Annotated in this window: 22 protein-coding genes and 1 pseudogene; 10 read left to right on the forward strand and 13 right to left on the reverse strand. The window is 68.1% G+C overall.

Translation table 11 applies throughout. The features are described from left to right. Positions 1-17 precede the first annotated feature (17 nt). The 5 genes from GNX95_RS09500 to GNX95_RS09520 all read left to right on the forward strand — a co-directional run bounded on the left by GNX95_RS09500 (position 18) and on the right by GNX95_RS09520 (position 8505). The gene (locus GNX95_RS09500) at positions 18-1949 is read left to right on the forward strand and encodes a putative Ig domain-containing protein (protein ID WP_246281556.1); all 1932 of its coding nucleotides are present in this window, start codon (positions 18-20) and stop codon (positions 1947-1949) included. A gap of 129 nt (positions 1950-2078) precedes the next feature. Further along, a complete protein-coding gene (locus GNX95_RS09505) occupies positions 2079-4793 on the forward strand; it encodes an ATP-binding protein (RefSeq protein WP_163506738.1) in 2715 nt (904 codons plus the stop codon). Between the two features lie 56 nt (positions 4794-4849). Further along, positions 4850-6385 carry a PEP-utilizing enzyme gene (locus GNX95_RS09510; protein WP_163506739.1) on the forward strand — a complete coding sequence of 512 codons (1536 nt, stop codon included), beginning with the start codon at positions 4850-4852 and terminating at the stop codon, positions 6383-6385. Continuing rightward, on the forward strand, positions 6382-7314 hold the full coding sequence (locus GNX95_RS09515) for a methyltransferase (RefSeq protein WP_163506740.1): 933 nt from the start codon (positions 6382-6384) through the stop codon (positions 7312-7314). The genes GNX95_RS09510 and GNX95_RS09515 overlap by 4 nt, the downstream gene beginning before the upstream one ends. Before the next feature lie 63 nt (positions 7315-7377). Then, entirely contained in the window at positions 7378-8505 is a 1128-nt protein-coding gene (locus GNX95_RS09520) for a GDSL-type esterase/lipase family protein (protein ID WP_163506741.1), read from the forward strand. 4 nt (positions 8506-8509) lie between these two features. Here GNX95_RS09520 and GNX95_RS09525 read toward each other — a convergent pair whose 3' ends face one another. Further along, entirely contained in the window at positions 8510-9106 is a 597-nt protein-coding gene (locus GNX95_RS09525; RefSeq protein ID WP_163506742.1) for a hypothetical protein, read from the reverse strand. Positions 9107-9349: 243 nt separating this feature from the next. On the opposite strand from GNX95_RS09525, the pseudogene GNX95_RS43100 reads away from it, so the two are divergent. From GNX95_RS43100 to GNX95_RS09545, 3 genes and pseudogenes are all read left to right on the forward strand, one after another. Beyond that, positions 9350-10272: pseudogene (locus GNX95_RS43100) on the forward strand (helix-turn-helix domain-containing protein). Further along, positions 10265-10393 (forward strand): DUF397 domain-containing protein, encoded by a 129-nt coding sequence (locus GNX95_RS09540; RefSeq protein ID WP_246281557.1) that lies wholly within the window; start codon positions 10265-10267, stop codon positions 10391-10393. The pseudogene GNX95_RS43100 and the gene GNX95_RS09540 overlap by 8 nt, the downstream one beginning before the upstream one ends. A 22-nt stretch (positions 10394-10415) precedes the next feature. Next, positions 10416-10871, forward strand: a complete 456-nt coding sequence (locus tag GNX95_RS09545; RefSeq protein WP_163506746.1) for a hypothetical protein — start codon at positions 10416-10418, stop codon at positions 10869-10871. A gap of 1 nt (position 10872) precedes the next feature. Here GNX95_RS09545 and GNX95_RS09550 read toward each other — a convergent pair whose 3' ends face one another. Genes GNX95_RS09550 through GNX95_RS09560 form a run of 3 tightly spaced genes read right to left on the reverse strand, consistent with a single transcriptional unit; the run spans position 10873 to position 13654 of the window. Next, positions 10873-11979 (reverse strand): hypothetical protein, encoded by a 1107-nt coding sequence (locus GNX95_RS09550; RefSeq protein ID WP_163506747.1) that lies wholly within the window; start codon positions 11977-11979, stop codon positions 10873-10875. Continuing rightward, positions 11976-12575 (reverse strand): hypothetical protein, encoded by a 600-nt coding sequence (locus tag GNX95_RS09555; protein WP_163506748.1) that lies wholly within the window; start codon positions 12573-12575, stop codon positions 11976-11978. Before GNX95_RS09555 ends, GNX95_RS09550 begins: the two co-directional genes overlap by 4 nt. A 53-nt stretch (positions 12576-12628) precedes the next feature. Beyond that, positions 12629-13654, reverse strand: a complete 1026-nt coding sequence (locus GNX95_RS09560; RefSeq protein WP_163506749.1) for a threonine aldolase family protein — start codon at positions 13652-13654, stop codon at positions 12629-12631. A gap of 144 nt (positions 13655-13798) precedes the next feature. On the opposite strand from GNX95_RS09560, the gene GNX95_RS09565 reads away from it, so the two are divergent. Continuing rightward, positions 13799-14929, forward strand: coding sequence for an epoxide hydrolase family protein (locus tag GNX95_RS09565; protein WP_163506750.1), 1131 nt, complete (start codon positions 13799-13801; stop codon positions 14927-14929). Here the strand turns inward: GNX95_RS09565 and GNX95_RS09570 are convergent. Beyond that, entirely contained in the window at positions 14888-15760 is an 873-nt protein-coding gene (locus GNX95_RS09570; RefSeq protein WP_163506751.1) for an SAM-dependent methyltransferase, read from the reverse strand. The genes GNX95_RS09565 and GNX95_RS09570 overlap by 42 nt on opposite strands. 21 nt (positions 15761-15781) lie before the next feature. Then, on the reverse strand, positions 15782-16399 hold the full coding sequence (locus tag GNX95_RS09575; protein ID WP_163506752.1) for a TetR/AcrR family transcriptional regulator: 618 nt from the start codon (positions 16397-16399) through the stop codon (positions 15782-15784). 77 nt (positions 16400-16476) lie between these two features. On the opposite strand from GNX95_RS09575, the gene GNX95_RS09580 reads away from it, so the two are divergent. Beyond that, the gene (locus GNX95_RS09580; protein WP_163506753.1) at positions 16477-17403 is read left to right on the forward strand and encodes a zinc-binding dehydrogenase; all 927 of its coding nucleotides are present in this window, start codon (positions 16477-16479) and stop codon (positions 17401-17403) included. An 18-nt stretch (positions 17404-17421) separates the two neighbouring features. Here the strand turns inward: GNX95_RS09580 and GNX95_RS09585 are convergent, their stop codons facing one another. From GNX95_RS09585 to GNX95_RS09615, 7 genes are all read right to left on the reverse strand, one after another. Continuing rightward, positions 17422-18753 carry a class II 3-deoxy-7-phosphoheptulonate synthase gene (locus GNX95_RS09585; protein WP_163507950.1) on the reverse strand — a complete coding sequence of 444 codons (1332 nt, stop codon included), beginning with the start codon at positions 18751-18753 and terminating at the stop codon, positions 17422-17424. A gap of 141 nt (positions 18754-18894) precedes the next feature. Beyond that, positions 18895-19920, reverse strand: a complete 1026-nt coding sequence (locus GNX95_RS09590) for a 6-phosphofructokinase (protein ID WP_163506754.1) — start codon at positions 19918-19920, stop codon at positions 18895-18897. 71 nt (positions 19921-19991) lie between these two features. Continuing rightward, entirely contained in the window at positions 19992-20519 is a 528-nt protein-coding gene (locus GNX95_RS09595) for a polyadenylate-specific 3'-exoribonuclease AS (protein WP_163506755.1), read from the reverse strand. Positions 20520-20529: 10 nt separating this feature from the next. After that, entirely contained in the window at positions 20530-21177 is a 648-nt protein-coding gene (locus GNX95_RS09600) for a response regulator (protein WP_343034859.1), read from the reverse strand. A 46-nt stretch (positions 21178-21223) separates the two neighbouring features. Continuing rightward, positions 21224-22384, reverse strand: coding sequence for a MacS family sensor histidine kinase (gene macS, locus GNX95_RS09605; RefSeq protein ID WP_163506757.1), 1161 nt, complete (start codon positions 22382-22384; stop codon positions 21224-21226). A 373-nt stretch (positions 22385-22757) separates the two neighbouring features. Next, on the reverse strand, positions 22758-23996 hold the full coding sequence (gene macS / locus GNX95_RS09610) for a MacS family sensor histidine kinase (RefSeq protein WP_222853480.1): 1239 nt from the start codon (positions 23994-23996) through the stop codon (positions 22758-22760). Continuing rightward, positions 23993-24718 carry a lysophospholipid acyltransferase family protein gene (locus GNX95_RS09615; protein ID WP_163507952.1) on the reverse strand — a complete coding sequence of 242 codons (726 nt, stop codon included), beginning with the start codon at positions 24716-24718 and terminating at the stop codon, positions 23993-23995. Before GNX95_RS09615 ends, macS (GNX95_RS09610) begins: the two co-directional genes overlap by 4 nt. Between the last annotated feature and the right edge of the window lie 60 nt (positions 24719-24778).

A 24778-nucleotide genomic window follows, 5' to 3' on the forward strand; every position in this document is an offset into this window, starting at 1 on the left:
TTAACCCAGGAGGCAGCGTGCGAATTCTCAAGCGTGCTTTACCGATCCTTTACGGCACCGCGTTGATTGTGGCCTGTCTTTCGGCCCCCGCGCAAGCCGCGACCCCGACCGGACAGCAGTTTTCCTCGGACGCCGTCTATTCCTGTAACCAACAGGTGAAGGCCGGCCAGAACAGATGCTTCGCGATCAAGCGTACGGACATCGCGCCGAAGGCGGTCAGCCCGCAACTCCTGCCGAGCGGCTACGGTCCGTCCAATCTGCAGTCGGCGTACAAACTGCCGTCGAGCAACACCGCCGCGACGGTGGCGATCGTCGACGCCTACGACGACCCGAGCGCCGAGTCGGACCTGTCGACCTATCGCTCGACGTACGGCCTGCCGGCCTGCACCACGGCCAACGGATGTTTCAAGAAGGTCAACCAAAACGGCCAGGCGAGCCCGCTGCCGACCGGTGACACCGGCTGGGCCGGCGAGATCTCGCTCGACCTGGACATGGTCTCCGCGGTCTGTCCGTCGTGCCACATTCTGCTGGTCGAGGGCAACGACGCGTCCGACAACCTGTTCACCGCGGTCAACACGGCGGTGAACCTCGGCGCGAAATACGTGTCGATGAGTTGGGGTGGCGCCGACGCGAGCGACTCCCCCACCTACGACTCGCAGTATTTCAACCACCCGGGCGTCGTCTACACCGCGTCCAGCGGTGACAGCGGTTATTCGGCCGGCCCGATTTACCCGTCCACGTCGCAATACGTGGTCTCGGTCGGCGGCACGTCGCTGAACACGTCGAGCAATTCCCGTGGCTGGACCGAATCCGTGTGGAGCGGCGCCGGCAGCGGTTGCTCGGTCAGCGTTTCCAAGCCGTCGTTCCAGAGCGGCATCTCGGCCTGCTCGAAGCGCGCCGACACCGACGTGTCCGCGGTCGCCGACCCGCAGACCGGTGTCGCGGTTTACCAGACATACGGCGGAAGTGGCTGGGCCGTCTACGGTGGCACGAGCGCGTCCGCGCCGATCATCGCCTCCGTCTACGCGCTCGCCGGCACGCCGGGTTCGTCCGACCGGCCGAACTCGTATCCGTACGCGCACACCGGAAATCTTTTCGACGTGACCAGCGGCAGCAACGGCTCCTGCTCTCCTTCGGTGCTGTGCAACGGAACCGCGGGATGGGACGGACCGACCGGTCTCGGCACGCCGAACGGCACCGCGGCCTTCACCGCCGGCGGAGGCGGCCCCGGCCCGTTGGCGGCCAACAACCCCGGCAACCAGACCGGCACCGTCGGCACGGCGGCGAGCCTGCAGCTGTCCGCGAGCGGCGGCACCTCGCCGTACACCTGGACCGCGACCGGCCTGCCGACCGGACTGTCGGTCAGCTCGTCCGGCCTGATTTCCGGTACGCCGAGCGCCGCCGGCACCTTTACCGTCAACGCGACGGTAAAAGACAGCACCGGCGCGACCGCCAACACCTCGTTCAGCTGGACGATCAACCCGACCGGTGGCAACTGTTCCGGCCAGAAACTCGGCAATCCCGGATTCGAGTCCGGCACGTCGCCGTGGACGGCGACCTCCGGTGTCATTTCGGCGACCTCCAGCTCCGAGCCTTCGCACAGCGGAAGCTACCTCGCGTGGCTCGACGGTTACGGAACAACGCACACCGACTCGCTTTCGCAGTCGGTGGCCATTCCGGCCGGCTGCCACGCGACGCTGACGTTCTACCTGCACATTGACAGCTCGGAGACGACCACCACGACGGCGTACGACAAGCTCACCGTGACGGCCGGCTCCAGCACGCTGGCGACCTACTCCAACCTCAACAAGGCGAGCGGCTACGCGCAGCGCAGCCTGGATCTTTCCTCGCTGGCAGGCCAAACCGTGACGATCAAGTTCACCGGCACGGAGGACAGCAGCCTGCAAACGTCGTTCACGATCGACGACACGGCTTTGACCGTGAGCTAGACCGTGGACTGACACAGACCGAAGGCCCCTCGCGTTATGCGGCCGTGCGCGGCGCGAGGGGCCTTCACCCATTTCTCCGTGGCCTTCGGCAAATGTGGTTGACTGCTGTGGACCACCTGGGAGGAATGCGTGTCGGAGCTGGTCGGGCGGGATGCGGAGCTGGCGTCGCTGGTGTCCGCGGTCGACCGTACGGCCGGCGGCAGCGGCCGGATGGTCCTGCTCCGCGGTGAGGCCGGCATCGGCAAGTCACGACTGGCCGCCGAGCTCGTCGAAACCGCGGCGGCCCGGCAGTTCACGGTGTTGACCGGCCGCGCCCACCCCCTGCACACGGGCCTCGCGTACGCGCCGATCGTCGAGGCGCTGCGGCCGGTGATCGACACGCTGGCCGGCCAGGAGATCTCGCAACTGCCGGATCTGCGCCGGCTGATCCCCCACCCGCGACTGCCGGAGACCGCGCCGCTGGACGATCCGGAGCTGGAACGGACCCGGATGTTCGAGGCGGCCGCGCAGCTCGTACGTTTCACCGCCAGACGCGGCAGCGTCCTGCTTTTCATAGACGACCTGCACTGGGCCGACCGCGGCACGGTCGAACTGCTGCACTACATCGGCCGCGAGGCGCCGGAACAGCGGCTGATGATCCTGGCCACCTACCGCGCCGGCGAGGCCGAAGGTTCCTTGCGCGAGCTGGCGATGGCCGTACGCCGCGCCGACCAGGCCGACGAGATTTCGTTGACACCACTGACAGACTCCGCCGTTGCCAGGCTCACGGCGGCCGTGCTCGGCGAGCAGCCACAACCGCGGTTGTTGAAGAACGTCACGGCCAGAGCACGTGGCGTGCCGTTGTTCGTCACCGCGCTCGTCCACAGTGGACACCTGCGCGCCGACCGGCTGCCGGTGATCGTGCGGGACGTGGTGGTCAGCCGGCTGCACCGGCTCGACGACGACCATCGCCGGTTGCTGGAGATCATCGCGGTGGCCGGACCGTCGTGCTCGGACCAGGTGCTCGGCCACATTTGTGACCAGGACACGCTCGATGGCCTGCGCGACTTGATCCGTGACGGCCTCGTCGACGACGTTGCCGGCCAGCCGCCGCATTATCGCGTCGCCCATCCGTTGTACGCGGAGGTCGCGTACGCCGAGCTCACCGGCGGCGAACGACGGACGTTGCACGCGAAAGTCGCCACCGCCATCGAAAAAATCGGTCCCGACGACGTGCTCGCTCTGGCACCGCATTATCGCGCGGCCGGCAATCTACTCGACCCGACACGTACGGCCGAAGTGCTTGCCGCGGCCGGAAACCGCGCGCTCGGCGTCGGATCCGGCGCCGAGGCGGTGGAATACCTACGCGCGGCGATCGACGCGATGCCGGAAGGGCGCGCGACGATTCCGTTGCTCAGCGGCCTGGCCCGCGCGTATTCCGGACTCGGCGATCTGGACGCCGCGGCGCGTACCGTCACCGACGGGATCGCCGCCGCCAAGCGCTTCGATGACGACAGCTGGCAGCGAATGTTTGAATATCGGCTGGCATTGCTGAACTCCGAACGCGGGATTGTGCCAGATGTCGGCGAAAAGGTGATCGACCTTTCGCATCCGTCCGACGACGTCGCCGAGTCAGCGTTCGTCAACGTGGTGACCGGCCTGCGGCACGGCACCATCGCCGACGCGCAGCGGCACGCCGACCAGATGGTCGAGTTCGCGGCGACACATCCGGGCGAGACAGCGCGGGCCGTCGGTCACTACGGTCAGGCCCTGCACGCCATGATCGACCGCGATTTCGCTCTCGCGACCAGCGAAATCGAGGAATGCAAGGCATTGATGGCGGACTCGCCGACCTCGATGGTGGCCGGCGGCATGTCCCGCTGGCTGTTCATGCTGTCGATCCTGGCCGGCGACCTGCGCGGCGCCGTCGAGCAGATTTCGGTGCGTGACGCGATGAAACGGCTGCGGCTGGACGTGCCGTCCTCGCACGCGTCGACAGCCGAACGGCTGGCGATGGCGCATTACCTGACCGGCGACCTGGACGCCGCACTGGACGAGAGCAGCCACGGGCTGGAATACGCGCGAAACGCGAAAATCAGCCGGTCGCTGGCTCGCGGCACCAGGATCCGGGCGATTTTGCTTGCCGAGCGCGGTGAAACCGAGAGCCCGATGGACACCACCCTCACCGAGCCGTCGATCGTGGTGTACAACGAGCTTCTCGACGCTGTCGTCGCCTTTCAGTTCGACCGCGACGATATGGGCCTACCGGTCGTCCCCGATCCGTTGCTGCTGTTCAACGATCCGCTCGCGACCTGCCTGCGGGTCGTCTTCGCCGGCTATCCGAGCCGGGAAAAGGCGGCGGAGGCAGGAAAGTGGCTGAGGGAGATCGGCCGCACGGCACCGTTCGCGGACGCGTTGGCCGACCTGATGGACGGCGTCGCGTACGCCGACCACCAGCTGCTGACGACGGCCATCGAGCGGCTGACCGCCATGGAGATGCACTTTCTGGCCGCTCAGGCGCAACTCTGGTTTGCGCGGATCGCGCCGGCACCGCGGGCTCAGGAGGCGGTGAAAAACTGCCTGGCGACGTTCGAACGCGCCGGCGCGGCGCGCTGGCTGGACCGCGCCAGGCAGGTCGCTCGCACGCTCGGCGTACGCGCGCCGACTGGGCGAAAGACCGGTGAGCTGACCAAAAGGGAGGCACAGATCGCCCGGCTGGTCGCCGACGGCCTGCCCAATCGGGAAATCGCGGCGCGGCTTTTTCTGAGCGAACGTACGGTCGAGACCCATTTGCGCAATATCTACGCGCGCCTTGAGCTGCCCTCGCGGCTGGCTTTGGTGCGCTGGGCCACTGAGAAGCTGTGAATTTACGTACCGGCACGGATAGCGGCAGAGTGCGCCGCGACCGCAGGATTGCCGGCATGGAAGCACCGCCGGGATTCTGGCAGCGGGACGCCGCACACGGTCCGCTGCCGCGTACGCCGATGACCAACTCGTTGTTGCCGGAGGACGACGGGCTGGTCGCGGCCAGCGAGGATTTCGGCCTGATCCTGACGCCGCGGGTGACCGACATCGGCGGCTGGTTCTACGGCTCGATCGAGGCCGTCGGCGGCCCGGCCGGCGCCGCGCCGCCACCTGGTTGGCTGCTGCCGATCCTGCTGCGCCTGTCCCCCGACGCCAGGCGACGGCTGCGGCGCTGCCGCGAGGTCGTCCGCACCGGCCACGCCGAGCGGGTCGTCGACCGCTGGTATGCCGAGCAGCAGCCGGTTTTCCGCGAGCGCATCCACCGCCTGCGCGACACCGACCTGCCGGCAGCCGACAACCTGCCCGAGCTGCTGGCCGAAGCGAAAGCGCTGTGCCACGACGGCGTACACGCGCATTTTCCGGTGATCATGGCGCACGTCGCCGGTGTCGGCGAGCTCGGCGTCATCTGCCAGCGCCTGCTCGGTTGGGACCAGCGCGAGGTGATGGCGTTGCTCGCTGGTCTTTCCAGCAAGACCACCGAACCGCTCGACGCGCTCGCCGAGGATGACACCGTTTTCCTGCGAGAATACGGATTTCGTTCGCTCATCCTGGAGGTGGCCGAGCCGACGCTCGGCGAGATGCCGGGTCTGACTCGGCGACTGTTGCGAAAGTCAGGCGATGACGGCGCGCTGTCGCGGCAACGCGAGGAAAAGGTCGCCGCGGCGCGGAAACTGTTGCATGGAGCCGATCGTACGGCCTTCGACCGAGCGTTGGCTATTGCGACCAAGGCATATCCGGCACGCGAGGACAACGTCTTCTACTGCATGGACGGACCGGTCGGCATCGCGCGCCGGGTCGTCGTCGAGGCCGGCCGGCGCCTGACCGAACGCGACCAGCTCGACGAGTGCGACGACGTGTTTTTCGTCGAGATCGACGAGGTCATCGCCGCACTCACCGATCGGCGCGATCTGCGGCCCGTCGTGAAGGAAAACCGCGCGCTTCACCAGTTGATGCTCGCCAACCCGGGGCCGCCGACCTACGGCAAGGACCCTGGACCACCGCCGTCGACGCGCTGGTTGCCGGCCGGGATCCGCGACTTCACCGAGGCCGTCGCCTGGGGAATCAACGAGATCCTGCAACAGAATCTCAGCGTACGCACGGCCGAACCGCAGAATCAGGTGCTCACCGGCACGCCGGCGTCGAAAGGACGCTATCGCGGTGAGGTGCGAGTCGTCGTGGGGGAACCGGATTTCGACCGGCTGCGCAAAGGTGACGTGCTGGTCTGTCCGTCCACGCGGCCGAGCTGGTCGGTGCTTTTCCCTTTGATGGGCGCGATCGTCACCGACTCCGGTGGCGCGCTGTCGCATCCGGCGATTATCGCCAGGGAATACGGCATTCCGGCGGTGGTGGCGATGGGAAACGCGACCACGGTGCTGCACGACGGCCAGACGGTTGTCGTGGACGGCGATCGCGGCACCGTGGAGATCGTATGAGCACGCCGATGGCCGCGCTGACCGAGGCGGCGGCTCGTGTTGCCATGTTCACCACTGCCGTCCAGCTCGGTCTCCTGGACGCGATCGACCGCGAACCGTCCACAGTGGACGACCTGGCGCGCAGGTGTGGTGCCAACGAGCGTGGCGTGCGACTTTTGTTGGCGGCACTGGTCGCCGACGGATTCGTCGAGGAGGTGCCCGGTGGCCGCTTCCAACCGACCGCACCGGGCCTCGCGTCGCTGCATCCGCTGCTGCCGATCTGGGACCAGCTGCCGGAGGCCGTACGCACCGGAAAACCCGCGCTGGACATGGATTCGCCGGACACCGCGACCGAGATGTATCCGCACGTGGTGGCCTCGCTGGCGAACATGTGGCGGGACGCGGCCGTACGCACCGCCGAGCTGCTGCCGGCCGCCACGCGCATCCTCGACGTCGGCGCCGGTGCGGCGCCCTGGAGCATCGCGATCGCCAAGCAAAACAAGCATAGTCGCGTCGTGGCGCTGGACCTGCCGCCGGTGCTCTCCACGACGAAGCGCGCCGTCGCCGCCGCCGCCGACGTTGCCGACCAGTTCGCCTATCTGGCCGGCGACGTTTTCTCGATGCCACTGCCGGTCGACACGTACGACCTGGTCATCGTCGGACAACTTTGCCATCTTTTCGACGAACCGACCTGTGTCCGGCTCATCGACCGGCTGGTCGGCGCGCTGCGGCCGGGAGGCACGTTGGCGCTGCTGGAAACGCTGGCCGGCGGCCGCGGTGCGGCGGTGCACGAGCTGTCGCTCTATCTACGTACACGCGGCGGCGCACTCTATTCGCCGGAGACCTACCAGAAGTGGCTGCGGCGGGCGGGCCTCGACGCCGCCGATGTGGTGGAGGTCAACGGCACGCCGGCGATCGGTTTGTTCACCGGCCGCCGCCCAAGCGCGTAGTTGTTGCCATTTTCTCCGCGGACCGGCACGATAACTGCGTCGTCCGTGCGGAGGGAGTCTCGGATGTTCGTCGGTGCTGCCCGGAGAATTTCCGTCGGGATCGGGATTCTGGCGCTCTCCGCCGGATTTCTCACCGGTTCGCCGCCGGCGCTGGCCGCCAGGCCGACCGCGATCGTGTCCATGGGTGACAGCTACATCTCCGGCGAGTCGGCCGGGTCGTACGATCCGGGCACCAACCAGCCTGGCAACTTCTGCCACCGGTCGGCCGTGTCGGAGATCCACCGTACGCACATCGCCGCGGACAGGCAGGTCAACCTGGCCTGCTCGGGCGCCACCACCGCGAACGTCAGACTCGGTGGCACGCCACAAAACGGCGAGGCGCCGCAGGCCGACCGGCTGCGCACGGTCGCCGCGCAAAACGACGTCAAACTGATCGTCCTGTCGATCGGTGGGAACGACGCCGGTTTCACCTCGATCGTGCTCGACTGCATCAAGGCGTATTTCCAGATTTCGAGCCGCTGCCAGGACACCTGGGCCAGCAAGCTGCCGGCGGCGCTCGCCGCGACGGCGCCGAAGATCCGGCAGAACCTGGCCGACATCCGCACGGTGATGCGGCAGGCTGGCTATGCCGACTCCAGCTATCAGCTGGTGCTGCAGTCGTATCCGTCCGTCGTGACCGACGACAACCGTTATGTGTTCACGAAAATCTTCGAGGGCTGCCCGCTGCGCAACGACGACGCCAAATGGGCCAAGCTGACCGCGGTCGCGCAGTTTTCCTCGACGATGGCCAGTGTCGCGCGACAGGCCGGCGCGCGTTTCCTCGACATGTCGCGAGCTTTCTATGGCCGCGAGGTGTGCGCCAACGGCATCTCGCACGCGCAGGAATGGGGCAGCGGCATCAAGATCGACCTCGCGCAGCTGCGCAACGGCGTCGGCGGCCAGCTCGTCCAGCAGTCGCTGCACCCCAACGCCAGCGGTCACACGCAGTTTGCCAACTGCCTGACCAGCTTCTACGGCATGAGCGCGGCGGCCGCCCGGTGCATCCGTGGCTCCAACGGAAATCTGACCGCGGTGGCAAGCTCGGTGGCGGCACTGTCCACTGTGGTCATCGCGCGGACGTATCCGGTGATCGCCGAACCGGCGCCGATCACCGACCGGAAGAAGGCGTACGCGAAGGAAGCGGCGCGCTGACGACTCAGTAGAACTGCGGAAAGAGCGACCGTACGGCGGTTGGCGACGGCTGCGGTGGATCGGGGTGCAGGAGGTCGGCGCTGCCGCTCATGGTCTGCAGCAGGTCGGGAGTGCCGGTCAGATCGGCTTGCCGACGGCGTGGTAGGTGTGCGCTGAGCACGCCGATCCTGGCCGCGGTCAACGCGAGCAGTTCGCCGGCGATGCGCAGATGCGTCTCGTCGGTAGCCCGGTGCGCGGGACCATCGGCCCGGATCGCCGTGGCGAGGTTGACAAGCTCCTCGCGACGGTCGCCGCTGCACCACCAGGTCGGCGGCCGCTGTCCGGCGACCTGCTGGACTTCGCGCAGGTGGCGCGCCGAATCCCGGCGTGGCGACAGCGGGCACATGCGCGCCAGCGCGATCCTCAGCTCGCGCAGTGGTCTGGCCGCCAGCACGAGAAAATGGTGGGCTCGCGGAGCCAGGGCGTCATATGGACTTGTCGCGTAAAGAAACAAGGCCATGGCGTCGTACGTGTCACTGCTGAGCGCCTGCAGGTCGGCGGCGCGCTCCTGGTGCCGGGCCGAACGGCGGCGCATGATGGCCAGCGCGAGCCAGGCCGGCATCACGTTTGCGCGGAACAGGGCCGAAGTTCGTTGACCAGATCCGGGTGGGACTCCCAGCGGACCCGGCCGAACGGCTTGTCGTGCAGGACCGTTCTCAACCCGAAGCTGACGCCTCGGCGGCGGTGAGCTCTGGTCATGGATCCTCCGTGATGCGGTGCGCGACGCGAAACAGTGATCATGAAATTCCCATGACACAAGTTCGACAGTGACGCTCTCGATGCTGACAGTGAGAACGATGCGGGCATGCTGAAAGCAACCGGTCGGAGTCGCCGCCTCGGCATCGCGCTGCGCGAACACCGCAACCGGCTCGGCTGGAACCTGGACCGCACGGCCGCCGAGCTCGGCGTGTCGAAGTCGACCATGCACCGGCTGGAGACCGGCAAGGCGACGATCCGGCCGGCGATCGTACGCGCCCTGCTGGTCACCTGGGACGTGGACAAGGACGAGATCGACGAGCTGGTCGAGCTGGCCCGCGAGGCCAAACAGTCCAGCTGGTGGGAGGCGTACGAGAACAACGTTCCGACGCGACTCAGTGATTTGCTGGCGCTTGAGTCCGAAGCGCTGGTCATCAACATCTACAACGACGGTTTGATGCCGGGTCTGGTGCAAACCGCCGACTACGCGCGTGCTGTGGTGTGCAGCGGCGGCAATGTTCTCAACGATACGCAGGCAAAGCGCGAGTCGAGGCCAGGCTCGCGCGGCAGAAACGACTCGTCGGCACCGATCCCCCGACCGTCTGCCTGATCATCGACGAGGCCGTCCTGCTGCGTCCGGTCGGCGGCCCGACCGTCATGCGCGACCAGATCGGCAAGATTTTGGAGCTGAGTAAGCGAGACAACCTCACCGTGCAGGTGATGCCGCTCGCCGTACCAGGCAATCCCGGACTGCCTGGCGCCTTCACCCTGTTGGAATACCAGGATCCGTCCGAAACGATCGTCTCCGTCGACACGGTCGCCGGCAACGTCATCATCGAGGGCGCAGAACGCCTGCAGATCTGCGCGAGATCTTTCGCCAAGATGCGCTCCATCACGCTGGGTCCCACCGCTTCGAGGTCTAGGCTCAAGGTGGCGATGGCGAGCTACGAGGAGCGGATCGGTGAGCGGACACCCGACGTGGAGGAAGAGCAGCAGGAGCAACCAGGACGGCGAATGCGTCGAGGTGAGTGACGGTCCGCCGGCTCAGACGGTGGTGCGCGACAGCAAACTTGGCGGCGCCTCCCCTGTCCTCATCTTCACCACCGGCGGTTGGCGCACCTTCGTCACGGCCGTCAAGGAACGCCGCCTCTGACCAGTGGGCGTAGTGTGACAGCGTGACGCGTTCACCCCACAACGCCTGCGTGGTCGTGCACACCTTCGACCCCAAGCGAGCGTCACTGTGGGTTGAGCTGATGCAGCCCGTCCCGTCACTGACCAGAGTCAACGGGCTCGGCGTCTCGATCGACGGCTCGCCGCCCGTGTCGCTCGGCGACAAGCCCGCGACGATCACGGTGAGCCCAGGGCAACACCATTTGCGCATCGGTTTCTTCAACCTGCGCCGGGGTTTCGCCGACATTGACGTCGTTGCCAGGAACGAACCCGTGCACGTTTACTACCATGCGCCGCACAATCTGGTACGCGACGACGGCTACGTCAGCCTGCAGCCGCCACCGGCGCAGGGCACCGAGACTCGATCGTCGACCATCGTCATCGCTCTCGTACTTGCCGGCTTCGCCATCGCCGTGCTCATGATTGCTGCGATCGCGATTGCCATTCTCGTCCTACGTTGACTCAGCTGATTTTCGGTCCCCTGCCTGGCTTCGACGCGCTCGGCGGCGTCGCCAGCGGTCCCTGTTGCCGCAGCGTCGGCGCTTGCTGTTGGTGCTGTGGCTGCTGGCTGTCCGGTCGCGGCTCGGCACCGCGAAACTGCTGCCAGCCCGGAGCCGGCATGCCGGCCTGGCTTTCCGTGCCGGGATACACCGGCCTCGGCTCCGGCTGAGGCTGCGGTTGCTGGGCGGGCGCCGGCGCTGGCTCCGGTGACCGGCCACGTACGCGATCCCACCAGCTCTGTTTCGCCGGCTGCTCCGGTGGCGCTTGTTGTTGCGGCGGTGGTTGCTGCGCCGGTGTGTACTGGGGCATCGCCTGAGCCGCTTCGAGAGCGTTGATCCGCGCGTCGCGAGCCTGGAGCTCCGCGGCGATCTGACCGTTCCAGGCGGCCACCTGCCGTTGCCAGGTCTCGTTGTTCTGCGCGAGTGACTGCTCGACCGCGCTCTGGATCATCAACCGTACGTGCGGATCGTTGACAGTCTGGCTTTGCTGAGCGGCCAGGCCCTGCACCGACGTGCGTACGGCCGAGAGCTGGTCGAGGCTCGCATCCGCCTTCTGGTCCGCGCGGGTCGCCGCCTGGTTGGTGTAACTCAGCTTCTGCGCCAGCTCGGTGACCCGGTTCTGCAACGCCTTGTGGTCGGCCCGTGTTTGCGACAGCTCCTCACGGAGGCCGTCGATTTCCTGGCGCGCATCCTGCAGCTGCTCAAGCGGATCCTTGTCGGGATCGAGCCCCTTCTCGATCTGCTCCGCCTTCTTCTTCGCCGCCGACCGATCCTTCAACTTCGACCGGATCCGATTAACGGCAACGTCCATGACCGTGGCGACGCCGAGTCCGATGATCAGCTCCTTCGAACCGGTGCTTACAAACGCAGTGCCGCCGGCTAGGAGGCGAGCCGGATAGGTCAATGCCAATTTCAACCCGGCGTCAATCGCCTTCTCGCGAAAACTCTTGCGCTCGTCGGCGTCGGAAATTCCAACCAATGCCGACAGTCGCGACTTCGCTGACGCCGCATGCTGTCCCAGCTCGCCCTTGCGCGGCTGGCTCGTGATGTCGCTACCTGGGGTCGTCATGACGGCTGCAGATATCCGCATCGAGACGCGACGAGCGCAGGCACAGCACTGGCGAACATGAGCGTCAGTTGCTCGAGGCTGAAGGTGCCTTCAGACGGCAGCGTCTTGACATAGTCCTGAATCTCATCCCACATGTTCGCCGCATACGGCATGCCCTCAAGGATCGCGTAGGCGTCGTAGTAGAGCTCCAGCACGACCTCACCGCGCCGGCTGAGCCGGAAGCTCTCAGGTCGTTCCTTGCTGTTACCCGAACCCTCTGCGAGGAGATAAAGCTTGTAGGAACGTAGGAAGGTCAGTGCATCCTCGGGATCGAATTCAACCAAAAGTCCTGCGTTGGACAGTCTGTCTACCGTTCCTTCTGGATCAACGATCCGGCTGTCATCCGAGCTGAGCCGCACCAGATCGGCCTTGGTAAAGCGACTCTCCGCGTGTGCGGGTTGGTCAAGCATCGCCGTACCCCACACGAGGTAAGCGTCTTCTGGAAGGTGCATTGTCTGGTCGCCAAGCAAGACGCGGCAGTATTGCGGGTGCTCGCCGGGCTCCATCGACCAGAACGGTCCGCCGTCGAAGCCGACCGGGACGATGACCTTTGGCATGGACGACACCTTCCGTGTGCGTGGACCGTTGGTACGCGTCAGTCTACGGACCGTCAGCCAGCGACGAGGCCGGTCAGCACCTTCGCGGCCACCTCGATGTCGTCGTCCGACACGTCCAGATGTGTCACCAGGCGTACGCGACGAGGGTCCATCGCCGAAACCAGCACGCCGGCGTCGGCAGCCGCCTTGGCGAAGGCCGCGGAATCGGGTCCCGATTGTGACAGGTTGATCATCACCAGGTTGGTCTCCACCTGGGCCAGGTCCACCACGCCGTACGGCTCCAGGGCCTCGGCGAGCCGCCGCGCGCGAGCGTGGTCGTCGGCGAGGCCGGCGAGGTGGTTCTTGATCGCGTAGCGACCGGCGGCGGCGAGTACGCCGGCCTGCCGCATGCCGCCACCCATCCGGCCACGCAGGATGCGAGCGCGCGCCTTGAGCCGAGCCGGCAGCACCAGCACCGAACCGACCGGAGCGCCGAGCCCTTTCGACAGGCACACCGAGACGGTGTCGAAAAGCGGCCCGTACTCGCTCAGCGGCACACCGCTGGCGATGTGCGCGTTCCAGATCCGAGCGCCGTCGCAGTGCACGGCGATCCCGCTGTCGTCGGCGACTTTTCGCAGGCCACGCAACGCTTCCAGCGGCTGTACGCGACCACCGCCGCGGTTGTGCGTGTTCTCCACCTGGAGCACGGCGGTGCCGACCGTGTGCCAGTCGCCTTCACGCACGTGCGCCGCGTACGCGTCCGGGACGCAGATGCCGTCGGGCGAGACGATGGTCCGGCTGGTGATGCCGAAGAACGCGGCCGAGCCGCCGCGTTCGTACGCGAGCAGGTGCGCGCCGACGTCGCACAGCACCTCGTCGCCGGGCTGCGCGTGCAGCGCGACGCCGATCTGGTTGCCCATCGTGCCGGTCGGCACGAACAGCGCGGCCTCATGGCCGAACAGCGCGGCGACCTCGGCCTCCAGCGCGTTGATCTCCGGGTCCTCGCCATACACGTCGTCGCCGACCTCGGCGTTGGCCATCGCCTCGCGCATGCCGGGGGTCGGCCTGGTCACAGTGTCGCTTCGCAGGTCTACGGTCACGTCATCCCACCTTACGTGCCGGCCGATGCGCGGTGCGCGAAAACAGCCGCTCGCATGCGGTATCGGGTTCGCGCCTATCTAGGTCATGATCTGGCCTAGATCGGCAATACGGTGTCGGAGGACAGCACGCAGAGAGGACTTCCGATGCCGACTACCATCCATCCCTTCCGTATCGAGATTTCGCAGCGCGACCTCGACGACCTGCACCAGCGGCTCGCCAACACGCGCTGGCCGGCGGCGTTGCCAGGTGGCCGGTGGAGCCGCGGCGTGCCGGTCGACTATCTCCGGAAACTGGCCGACCGCTGGCAAAACGGCTACGACTGGCGCGCGTACGAGGCGGCGCTGAACGAGTTTCCGCAGTTCGTCACCGACATCGACGGCCAACGGATCCATTTCCTGCACGTACGATCACAACACTCCGACGCGCTTCCGCTGCTGCTCACGCACAGCTGGCCCAATTCGGTCGCCGAGTTTCTCGACATCATCGGTCCACTGACCGACCCACCGGACGGTGGCCAGGCTTTTCACGTGGTGGCGCCGTCATTGCCGGGATTCGCGTTTTCCGCGTTTCCGGAGCCGGCTGACGAGCGGCCGTGGAGCGTGTTGCGGGTCGCCGAAACCTGGGCCGCGCTGATGGACCGGCTCGGCTACGAACGCTATGGCGCGCACGGAAACGACGCCGGTGCTCTGGTGACCGCGCAGTTGGCGGCGATCGATCCTGAGCATGTGGTAGCCGCCCACATCACCGCCGGCCTCGGAATTCCGACCGGTGATCCGGCCGATCTGGACGGCCTGTCCGAGCAGGACCTGGCCGCCGTCCAGGAAATGGCCGGACATTTCGCCGGTGGTAGCGGCTACGGCCCCTATCTGGCCAACCGCGCTCAGACACTGAGTTTTGGCTTCACCGACTCCCCGGTGGCACAGCTGGCCTACATTGTCGAGCGATACAAGGAATTCGACGGCTGGTCGACAGCCGACGTCGAGACGATCGATCTGGACGAGATGCTGACGACCGTCAGCCTCTACTGGTTCACGCGGACCGGCGGATCGTCGTCGTGGACCTATTACGAAGGTGCCGCCGGCATGCCGATCGACCAGAAAGCCACGCCGGTCGGCGTTTCGTTCGGCGGTCCGGACGTTTTCCGGCAGATCGCGGCCAAGAAGAACAACCTGGTGCACTGGGGCCACGGTCGCAGCCCGAGCCACATGGTCGCGATGGCCGTGCCTGCCGAGTTAGTTGCCGAGATCCGCGGCTTCTTCCGCGCGTACGGCTGACACCGACCGCTCGATCTCGGTCACTGCGAGCTGGCGGCCGGCCGGCCGCACGTAGCGCTCGGTGAACTCCGCCGGGCCCACGTCCTCGGTCAGCCGCCAGCCGTACTCCGCCAGGAAGCCGGCGACTTTCTCTGGATCCATGCCAAAGGTCCACAGCGGGGGCCGCGAGGCGACGAACCGCTTGTACGCGGCCTCCGCTCCGTACATCGCCGTGCCGGCGATGAAATCCTCGCGTACGTAGGTGAAAACCAGGCCGCTGCCAGGCTCGGCCGTTGACAGGTAACGGAAAACCGCGCGGACGGCTTCCTCGCTGAGATACTGCGTGACCGCTTCCCAGACGAAAAATGTTTTTCCGCTGAGCGTCAACACATCGGGCAGGCTCTGCGTCTGGAAATCCAGCGGCACCAGCGTCACCTCGTCCGGCACCCGACCGTAGATCCGCTCCAGAGCGGCGCGTTTGCGATCGATGTTCTCCGGCAGGTCGACCTCGAACACGCGGACACCGAGCCCCATACGGTACGCGCGCGTGTCCCAACCGGCGCCGAGGATGACGACCTGGCCGGCGCCGGCGCTCACCGCCTCGCGGACCCTGTCGTCCACGTACCGTTTCCGGCACAACATGCTCCCCCACAGGCCGGGGATCTGCCGCTCGGTCGCGTTGACCATCAGATGGCGCAACGGTGACCACTTCGTCGCCGCCACCATCGTCCGCGTGCCGCTCGGGAGGAACCGGCCGGCCAGCGGATCGTCGATCAGCGGATGCTCCTCGTACTGGTCCATCGCGACGATCGACATGGGACCGAGTGCCGTGCCGGCGGCGGGGTTGGCCATACCGCCATTATGGAGCCGCCATTATCGCCGGCGATAGGCTCGCAGGAAGATGTCGGCCGCGTCGTCGACGATCGCGGCGGCCTGTGTCTCGTCCAATGCGGACGTGCCGTAGAGCGACTCGGACAGTCCGTTGGCGACCAGCAGCGACATGAACTGGTGTGCCGCGCGTACGGGGTCGTCGACGCTCAGCGCGCCGGCCGCGGCCAACTCACCGAGCCGGCCGGCCATCCACTGCGCGATCTGGTGCGGCACGCCGTGCCGGCAGGCCGCGCCGATGCCGGGATGGTGTGCGACCTCGGCGATGATCAGCCGGCGCAGCGCAGCGACCTCCGGCTCCAGTAGATAGTCGAGTACGCGCCGGCCGATCAGCCGGATGTCGTGGTCGACGCGGTCCGGCCGGCACAGCAGGTCGGCGATGTCGACGCTCGCGGTGCCGAACAGCTCGTTGTGCGCGGTGTTCACCACGGCCAGGAAGAGCGCTTCCTTGTCGGCGAAGTGGCTGTAGACCGTGCGCTTGGACACGTCCGCCTTCGCCGCGATCGTGTCGACGCTGGCCCGCGCATATCCCTCGCGCAGGAACACGGCGGTGGCCGCCGCGAGGATCGCCTCGCGTTTCGCCGGCATCCTCCGGTCCACCATGCGGCGAGTGTACTGACACTAAACTACACCGTGTGGTTTACTTCGGCTGAGCACTGTCTACGACGTGGAAGTGAGCGATGAAAGCGATTGTCACCACCGGCGGCGGACCGACCGGTTTCCGGTTCGCCGACGTAGCTGAGCCGCGACCACTGCCCGACCAGGCCGTCGTCCAGGTCGAGGCGGCCAGCGTCAACCGCGGCGACACGTTCTGGGCCAGGAACTCGCCGGCCGGCACCGTACGCGGTTACGACTACGCCGGCGTCGTGTTGACGCCGGCCGCCGACGGAAGCGGACCACCGGCTGGCGCGCGCGTCGCCGGAGCGGTCGCGCAGGGCGCGTGGGCCGAGCGGGTCGCCGCGGCCGGTCACACGCTGGCTACCATCCCGGACGACGTGGCCGCAGAGCAGGCGGCCGCGACTCCGGTCGCCGGCATGACCGCGCTCTACGCCCTGCAGCGCGCCGGCTGGCTGCTCGGTCGCCGCGTGCTGATCACCGGCGCCGCCGGCGGCGTCGGAGTTTTCGCCGTACAGCTGGCAGCTCGCGGCGGCGCGCACGTCACGGCGCTGGTCGGCTCGGCGGAGCGCGGCGCCGGACTGACCGAGCTCGGCGCCGATGTCGTTGGTACGTATGACAATCCCCCGGCCGGCGGCGCCGACGTGCTGGTCGAGTCGGCCGGCGGCAAGGTCTTCACCACCGCCATGTCACAGCTGAATCCGCACGGGATCGCGGTCTCGGTCGGCAACTCGGCCGGCGCGGAGGTGGTGCTGCCGCCTGACTACGGCCTCAGCCGCCGGAACTTCTCCTACAGTTGGCTGTCTCTGCTCGACGAGGTCGGCCGGCGCCGTACCGGCGGCAACGACCTGCGTTTCCTGCTGGACCTGATCGCGGCCGGCCGGCTCGACCCGCGGATCGGCGAGACCGTGCGGTGGGACGATTTCGGGCCGATCATTGAAAAACTCTGGAACCGGCAGATCTCCGGCAAGGCCATCCTGACGCTCGGCTGAGTTTTTCGGAAAATACGGTCAGCCGCGCAACATCTCGGCGAGCAGGAAGCCGAGCTCCAGCGACTGCTGCGTGTTCAGCCGCGGGTCGCAGGCGGTCTCATAGCGGCCGGCCAGGTCGGCGTCGCTGATCTCCTGCGCGCCACCGAGGCACTCGGTGACCTCCTCGCCGGTGAGCTCGACGTGGATGCCGCCTGGATAGGTGCCCAGGCTGCGGTGCACCTCGAAGAAGCCGAGCACCTCGTCGACGATCCGGTCGAAGTGGCGGGTCTTGTAGCCGCTGGCCGACTCGAAGGTGTTGCCGTGCATCGGGTCGCAGGCCCACACCACCTGGTGGCCGGTCGCCGTCACTTTTTCCACCACCGGCGGCAAAACCTCGCGTACTTTGTCGTTACCCATCCGGCTGATGAAGGTCAGCCGGCCGGGTACGCGCTGCGGGTTGAGCCGCTCGACCAGCTCGACCGCGGTCTCAGGCGTGGTGGTCGGACCGAGCTTCACGCCGACCGGGTTGGCGATCTTGGACACGAACTCGACGTGCGCGCCGTCCAGCTGCCGGGTCCGCTCGCCGACCCACACCATGTGCGCGGACAGGTCGTAGAGCTGGCCCTCCTCCGGCCGGGTCAGCGCGTCCTCGTAGTCCAGGATCAACGCCTCGTGCGAGCAGAACAGGTCGACCTGGCGCAGCGCGTCGTCGTCGACGCCACAGGCGGCCATGAACGCCAGCGCGCGGTCGATCTCGCGCGCGATCGCCTCGTAACGCTCGCCGGCGGCGGACTGCTTGACGAAGTTGTTGTTCCAGTCGTGCACCGTGGTCAGGTCGGCCAGGCCGGCCCGCGCGTACGCGCGGATCATGTTCATCGCGGCCGCGGAGTTGGCGTACGCCCGGACCATCCGCTGCGGATCCGGCCGGCGTGCCGCCTCGGTCGGCTCCAGCGAGTTGACCATGTCACCGCGATAGCTGAACAGGCCGAGCGCGTCCTTGTCGGAGGACCGCGGCTTGGCGTACTGGCCGGCGACCCGGCCGACCTTCACCACCGGGACGCTGGCGCCGTAGGTGAGGACGACGGCCATGCCGAGCAGCGTGCGGGTCAGCGAGCGCAGGTGCGGCTCGGTGTTGTCGTCGAAGGTCTCCGCGCAGTCGCCGCCCTGCAGCAGGAAAGCCTTGCCGGCCGCCACCGCGGCGAGCTTCTCGCGCAGGTCGTCCACCTCGTACGGCGCGACGATCGGCGGCACGGTGGACAGCGTCCGGTGTACGTCGGCCAGCACGGCCGGGTCGGGCCAGGTCGGCTGCTGCGCGGCCGGCAGCCGGCGCCAGGAGTGCCGCTCGGTGCTGTCGTTCATGACATCGGTCATCAGATCGTCGGCAGTGTCGGACTGCGTACTGGTCACGGCTTCAAGGATACGGGCCGGCGTTATTGGCACCTTACGCAGTGAGGCCGCGTGGCCCCATGCGTGCGTCCGGCGCACGCATGGGGGCCATGCGGCCGACGCGGCTCAGCCGAAGAAGACCTCGGCCTCGGCGTAGCGCTCCTCCGGCACCGTCTTGAGCTCGGCGGTCGCCTCCTCGATCGGTACGCGCACGATGTTCGTGCCCTGCAGCGCGACCATCTTGCCGAAGTCCTTCTCGTGGACGGCGTCGATGGCGTGCAGGCCGAAGCGGGTCGCCAGCACGCGGTCGAAGGCGGTCGGCGTCCCGCCGCGCTGGACGTGGCCGAGGACGACCGCGCGCGACTCCTTGCCGGTACGCTGCTCCAGCTCGTTGGCCAGCCAGTTGCCGATGCCGCCGAGCTGCACGTGACCGAAGGCGTCCTTCTTGTCGTTGCGCAGCGACTCGGCACCGCCGGACGGCAGTGCGCCTTCGGCGACCACGATGATCGGCGCGTAGTGGTCCTCGAACCGCCGCTCGACGTACGCGACCACCTGGTCGATGTCGAACGGCTTCTCCGGCACCAGGATGACGTTGGCGCCGCCGGACAGGCCGGAGTGCAGGGCGATCCAGCCGGCGTGCCGGCCCATGACCTCGACGACCAGCGCGCGGTGGTGCGACTCGGCGGTCGTGTGCAGCCGGTCGATGGCCTCGCTGGCGATGGTGACCGCGGTGTCGAAGCCAAACGTGTAGTCGGTCGCGCCGAGGTCGTTGTCGATCGTCTTCGGCACGCCGACGACCGGGATGCCTTCGTCGGTCAGCCGCTTCGCGACGCCGAGCGTGTCCTCGCCGCCGATGGCGACCAGCGCGTCGACGCCCAGCTCGGCCAGGTTCTGCCGGATCTTGTCGACGCCGCCGTCGAGCTTGTACGGGTTGGTGCGCGACGAGCCGAGGATGGTGCCGCCGCGGGGCAGGATCCCGCGCACCTGCTCGATGCCGAGCGGACCGCTGATCCCCTCGACCGGACCCCGCCAGCCGTCCCGGAAGCCGACGAACTCATGGCCGTACGTCGCGACACCCTTGCGGACCACGGCTCGGATGACCGCGTTGAGGCCGGGGCAGTCCCCGCCTCCGGTGAGTACGCCGATGCGCATAGTGCAAAGCCCTTCGTGCTCAAGAAGCCGTGCCGGCCCAGAACCAGCTGTCCGCGCATACCGTAGCGGTCTTATGCAGAACCGATCCAGAGACGTCCGCCACGATGCACCTCCATGGCCTGCCAGCGGGCCAGGTTGTGCTTGGCGTCGGTCAGCGCGTCGTGCCGCGCGCCGTTGGCCTCCGGCAGCGGCGGGTTGCCGAGGTCGTCCCAGCGTTGTCGCAGGTCCTTGGTGAACCGCGGGATCCGCCGCGGCAGTGAACGCATGTCTCCCCACAGCTGCGCTAGCGCCACGTGGTCGTACGCGGCGAACCAGGCCCACAGCTCCAGCTGCTCGTCGCGCGCGGACAGATAGCGCCAGAACTCGTCGCGGATCTGCTCGCGCGACTTCCACGCCGGGTCGGCCGGCGACGGCAGCTTGTCGAGCACGTTCTTGCGGACCCACGGGATGGCGTCGTCCGGGTTGAACTCGGTCGACACCGCGTAGAACTCCGCGCCATCCTCGTCCACCGCGCCGATCGAGACCAGCTCGATCGTCTTCCCGTTGTCGAGAAACTCGGTGTCGTAGAAGATCCGCCTGAGCGCCCGGGGTTGCGTCACAGCCGCTACGTTACTGGCGCTGCTCCGGCTCGCCGTCCAGGCCTGTCTCGATCGCGTATCGGACCAGCTCCGCGCGGTTGTGCACCTGCAGCTTGCCCATCGCGTTCTGGACGTGGTTCTGCACCGTACGGTGCGAAAGCACCAGCCGGCTGGCGACCTGCTTGGCGGTCAGCCCCTTGGCGATCAACCGCAGCACCTCGGTCTCGCGCTCGGTCAGCTCCGGCCGCTCCGGCTTGGCCGGGTCCGCGGTGGCCAGCCGGCGATACTCGCCGAGCAGCAGGCCGGCCAGGCCCGGCGTGAAGCTGGCCTGACCGGCCGCGGTCCGGCGGACGGCCTCGTACAGCTCCTCCGCTCTGGCCGACTTGAGCAGATAGCCGAGCGCGCCGGCCTTGACCGCGTCGAGTACGTCCTGCTGCTCGCCGCTGGCCGACAGGACCAGGATTCTGGTGTCCGGCAGCGCCTCGCGGATCTGCCTGGTCGCCTCCACGCCGTTGACCTTCGGCAGCTGCAGGTCCATCAGCACCACCGCCGGCCTGGTGGCGAGCGCGCGGCGGACCGCCTCGTCGCCGTCGGCGGCGGTGGCCACCACCGAGAAGCCGGCCGAGCCGAGATCCCGGCTCACCGCGTCCGTCCACAGTGGATGGTCGTCGACCACCATGACGGTGATATCGGTGTCGTCCAAGGACGATTCCCCCACGGGCAGGTCATTTGCCGACAGTGATCTCGACCTCCGTCCCTTCCCCCGGCGTGGACACGATCTCGACCGTACCGCCGACATCGGCGATCCGGCCGCGAATCGCCTGCACAACCCCCAACCGGCCGTCGGCGGCGGCCTGCTGGAGCCGGCCGTCGGGGATGCCGGGTCCGTCGTCGCGTACGGTCACGACGACGTGGTCGCCGGTGTCCTCGACCAGGACCCACGCCGGTGCGTCGGCGCCGACGTGCGCACGCACATTGTCCAGTGCCGCGCCAACGGCGGCGGCCACCTGGTCGGCGACCGGCGCGGCGAGCAGCACTGGCTGCGCCGGCGAGGAGAAATGCACGGTCGGCTGCTGGACGCGGTCGGCCAGCAGCTCCTTCAGGTCGGCCTCGCCAGTCGGCTCGGTGCCGCGTGCCGGACGCGACTGGATCAGCTTGCGCAACGCGCTCTCCTGCTCGGCGGCCAGCCGGGCCAGCTCGGCGTCCTCGGTTTTCCGGCTCATCAGGGCCAACACCTGCAGTACGCCGTCGTGCACCTCGCGCGCCAGCCGCTCGCGCTCGGCGGTGGCGGCCTGCAGGCGTACGCCTTCGGCGAAGGTGCGCTCGACCTCGCGTACCAGGCCGACCGCGTAGCCGGCGACCCCGGCCGCCAGCACGTAAAGGATGCTCGACTCCAGCGAACCACCGGTCCAGCCGCCACGGATCACGATGTTCGGCAGCAGGTTGACGCCGACGACAGCGATGCCGGCGACCGCGCCGTCGGACAGGGCCCACGCGAGGCCGGCGGTGCCGGCCCAGAGGCCGCTGATCGGCTGCGAGAGCTGGTACGGATGCTGCCAGCCGGCCGCCGGCACCGACATGAGCGTGGTCAGCACAGCGACCGCCAGGTCGCCGGCCGCGATCGTCCGCCGCGAGCCACGCCGGCTGGTCAGCAGCGTCGCGACCGCGGTCCAGCCGATCATGATCGCCAACGCCGCGCCCGCCCACATGCCAGTCGCCAACTGGTCGAAGAACCGCGCGCTGAAGACCGTCGACGGCACGATCGCGAGGATCCGGAAGGCGGCGAGCGCCCGCCACAGAGACGCCTCCAGCTCGCGGGGACGCCTTGGCCGCTCGGTCGGCCGTACGAGGCGACGGAGACTGCCTCGCGGAGGGACTCTAGACACTTCGTCCAGCGCTAGACGATCTGTCGAGAGTGCGCGATCAGGAGTCCGCTCACCGCGGAACATCTCGCGTGGGGACATGCGACTCGACCTCCGTCCCCGCCTCCCGCGCGTCGCGCGAGCGCCTTGCCCACTCGGTGCCACTGGGTCACTGGGCCACTGGGCCACTGGGCCACCGGGTCACTGGGCCACCGATCACCGGGCCACCGATCACCGAGCCACCGATCACCGAGCCACTGGGCCGTTCCGTCCCTCGGCCATTCCGTCGCCCACTCGCCCACTCAACCAATCACCCGATCGCCCATGGCCGAGCCTGCCACGCGCACGCACTCTAGACACTTCGTCCAGCACTAGACGATCTGTCCAGAGTGCACATTCATCGCCCCCCTCGCCGCGTGACATCGCGCTTCGGGACGTGCAACTCCACCTCGGTCCCCTCACCCGGCGCCGACACCACCGCGACAGTGCCACCGAGGTCGCCGATCCGGCCGCGGATCGACTGCGCGACGCCGAGCCGACCGTCCGCGGCGGCCTGCGCCAGCCGGCCGTCCGGAATGCCGGGACCGTCGTCGCGTACGGTCACGACGACCTCGTCGCCGGTGTCCTCCACCAGGACCCAGGCCGGTGCGTCGGCGCCGACGTGTACGCGGACGTTGTCCAGCGCCGCACGGACGGCGTCGGCGATCTCGGTGGCGTCGTGCACCGGCAGCGGCACCGCGCCAGCCGGCGTACTGAGCGTGACGGTACGCGCCGACGCGACCTCCGCCAGCGCCTCGCGCAGGTCGCGGTCGCCAGCCTCTCCAGCCGGCCCGGCGGCCCCACCCGCCATCGAGCCGGACACCGAGCCGGACACCGAGCCGGACACGATCAGCGCGCGCAGCGCCGCCTCCTGTTCGGCCGCCAGCGCGCCGAGCCGCGCCGCCTCACCGCCGAGCTCGCCACCACGCCGGCTGACCATCGCGAGCACCTGAAGCACACCGTCGTGGATGTGCCGCGCCAGTCGCTCGCGCTCTGCCGTCGCGGCCTGCAGGCGTACGGCCTCGGCCAGCGCCAGCTCGGCGCGCCGCACCAGGCCACCGGTGAAGCCGACCACGATGCCGGCGAGATAGGCCAACACCACGTTGTCGGCGACCGATCCCGGATGCCAACCGTGCAAGGCGATGGCCAGCGCGTTGATGACCGTCGCCGCGGCGACACCGGCGCGGATGCCGCCGGCCAGCGCCCACGACAGGATCGCCGACGCGACCCACAGGCCGGGGACCGTACCGGCGCCGAGCTGCAGCTGCGCGAAGCCGACCGCCGGGATCGAGGCCAGGTAGGCGACGCCGGCGATCGCCAGGTCGAGCCCGAGGACCCACCACGACGGCCGTCCGCCGTTTCGCTGGTCGGTCCAGGTGAGCAACGCGGTCACCGCGGTCCAGACGACCATCACGGCGAGTACGCCGACGATCCACGGCAGGGACGCCGGCTGCGACCGGTTGCCGAGCTCGGTCGTGTTGTTGACGATCGCGAGCGCGACCGTGATGACCCGGTAGACGGTCACCGCGCGCCAGAGCGACAACTCCAGACCCAGTGGCCGGCGCAGCGGCTGGACCAGCCGGCGAAGCGTGCTCACGCCGGGGCGCCGACCGGCGTCTTCTCCTCCACCGGCTGCGCCTGCTTCTCCAGCATCGCCTTGGCCTTCGAGCCGTACATGTCGACGTAGGTCTGGCCGGACATCCGCATGATCTCGTACATGATCTCGTCGGTGACCGACCGCGCCACCATCCGGTCGCTCTCCATGCCGGCGTAGCGGCTGAAGTCGAGCGGCTTGCCGATCCGGATGCGTACCCGCATGATCCGCGGCATCCGCTTGCCCAGCGGCTGGATCTGGTTGGTGTTCAGCAACGCGCACGGAACGACCGGCGCACCGGACTCCAGCACCAGCCGCGCCACACCGGTCTTGCCGCGATAGAGCCGGCCGTCCGGCGAGCGCGTGCCCTCCGGATAGATGCCGACCAGGTCGCCGTCCTTCAGCAGGCCCTTGAGGGCGTCGAGCGTCGCCTTGGCGGCCGAGCCGGAGCCGCGGTCGATCGGCAGCTGGCCGGCCGCGGTGAAGAACAGCCGCATCATGAAGCCTTTGATGCCGGGCGAGGTGAAGTATTCGGCCTTGGCCGGGAAGGTGACCTTGCGTGAGACCACCAGCGGCAGGAACAGCGAGTCGACGAACGACAGGTGGTTGCTGGCCAGGATCGCCGCGCCGGTCTCCGGCAGGTGCTCGCGGCCCTCCACGTCCGGTCGGAACACCAGGCGGAGCAGCGGTCCGAGCAGGACGTACTTGCAGAGCCAGTAGAACACTCGCACCTACCCTTCCGCCGCTGGGTTGCTAGAGCCTACTGGACCGCCATCGCGTTCCGG

The organism is Fodinicola acaciae (assembly GCF_010993745.1).
Classification (GTDB): Bacteria; Actinomycetota; Actinomycetes; order Mycobacteriales; family HKI-0501; genus Fodinicola; species Fodinicola acaciae.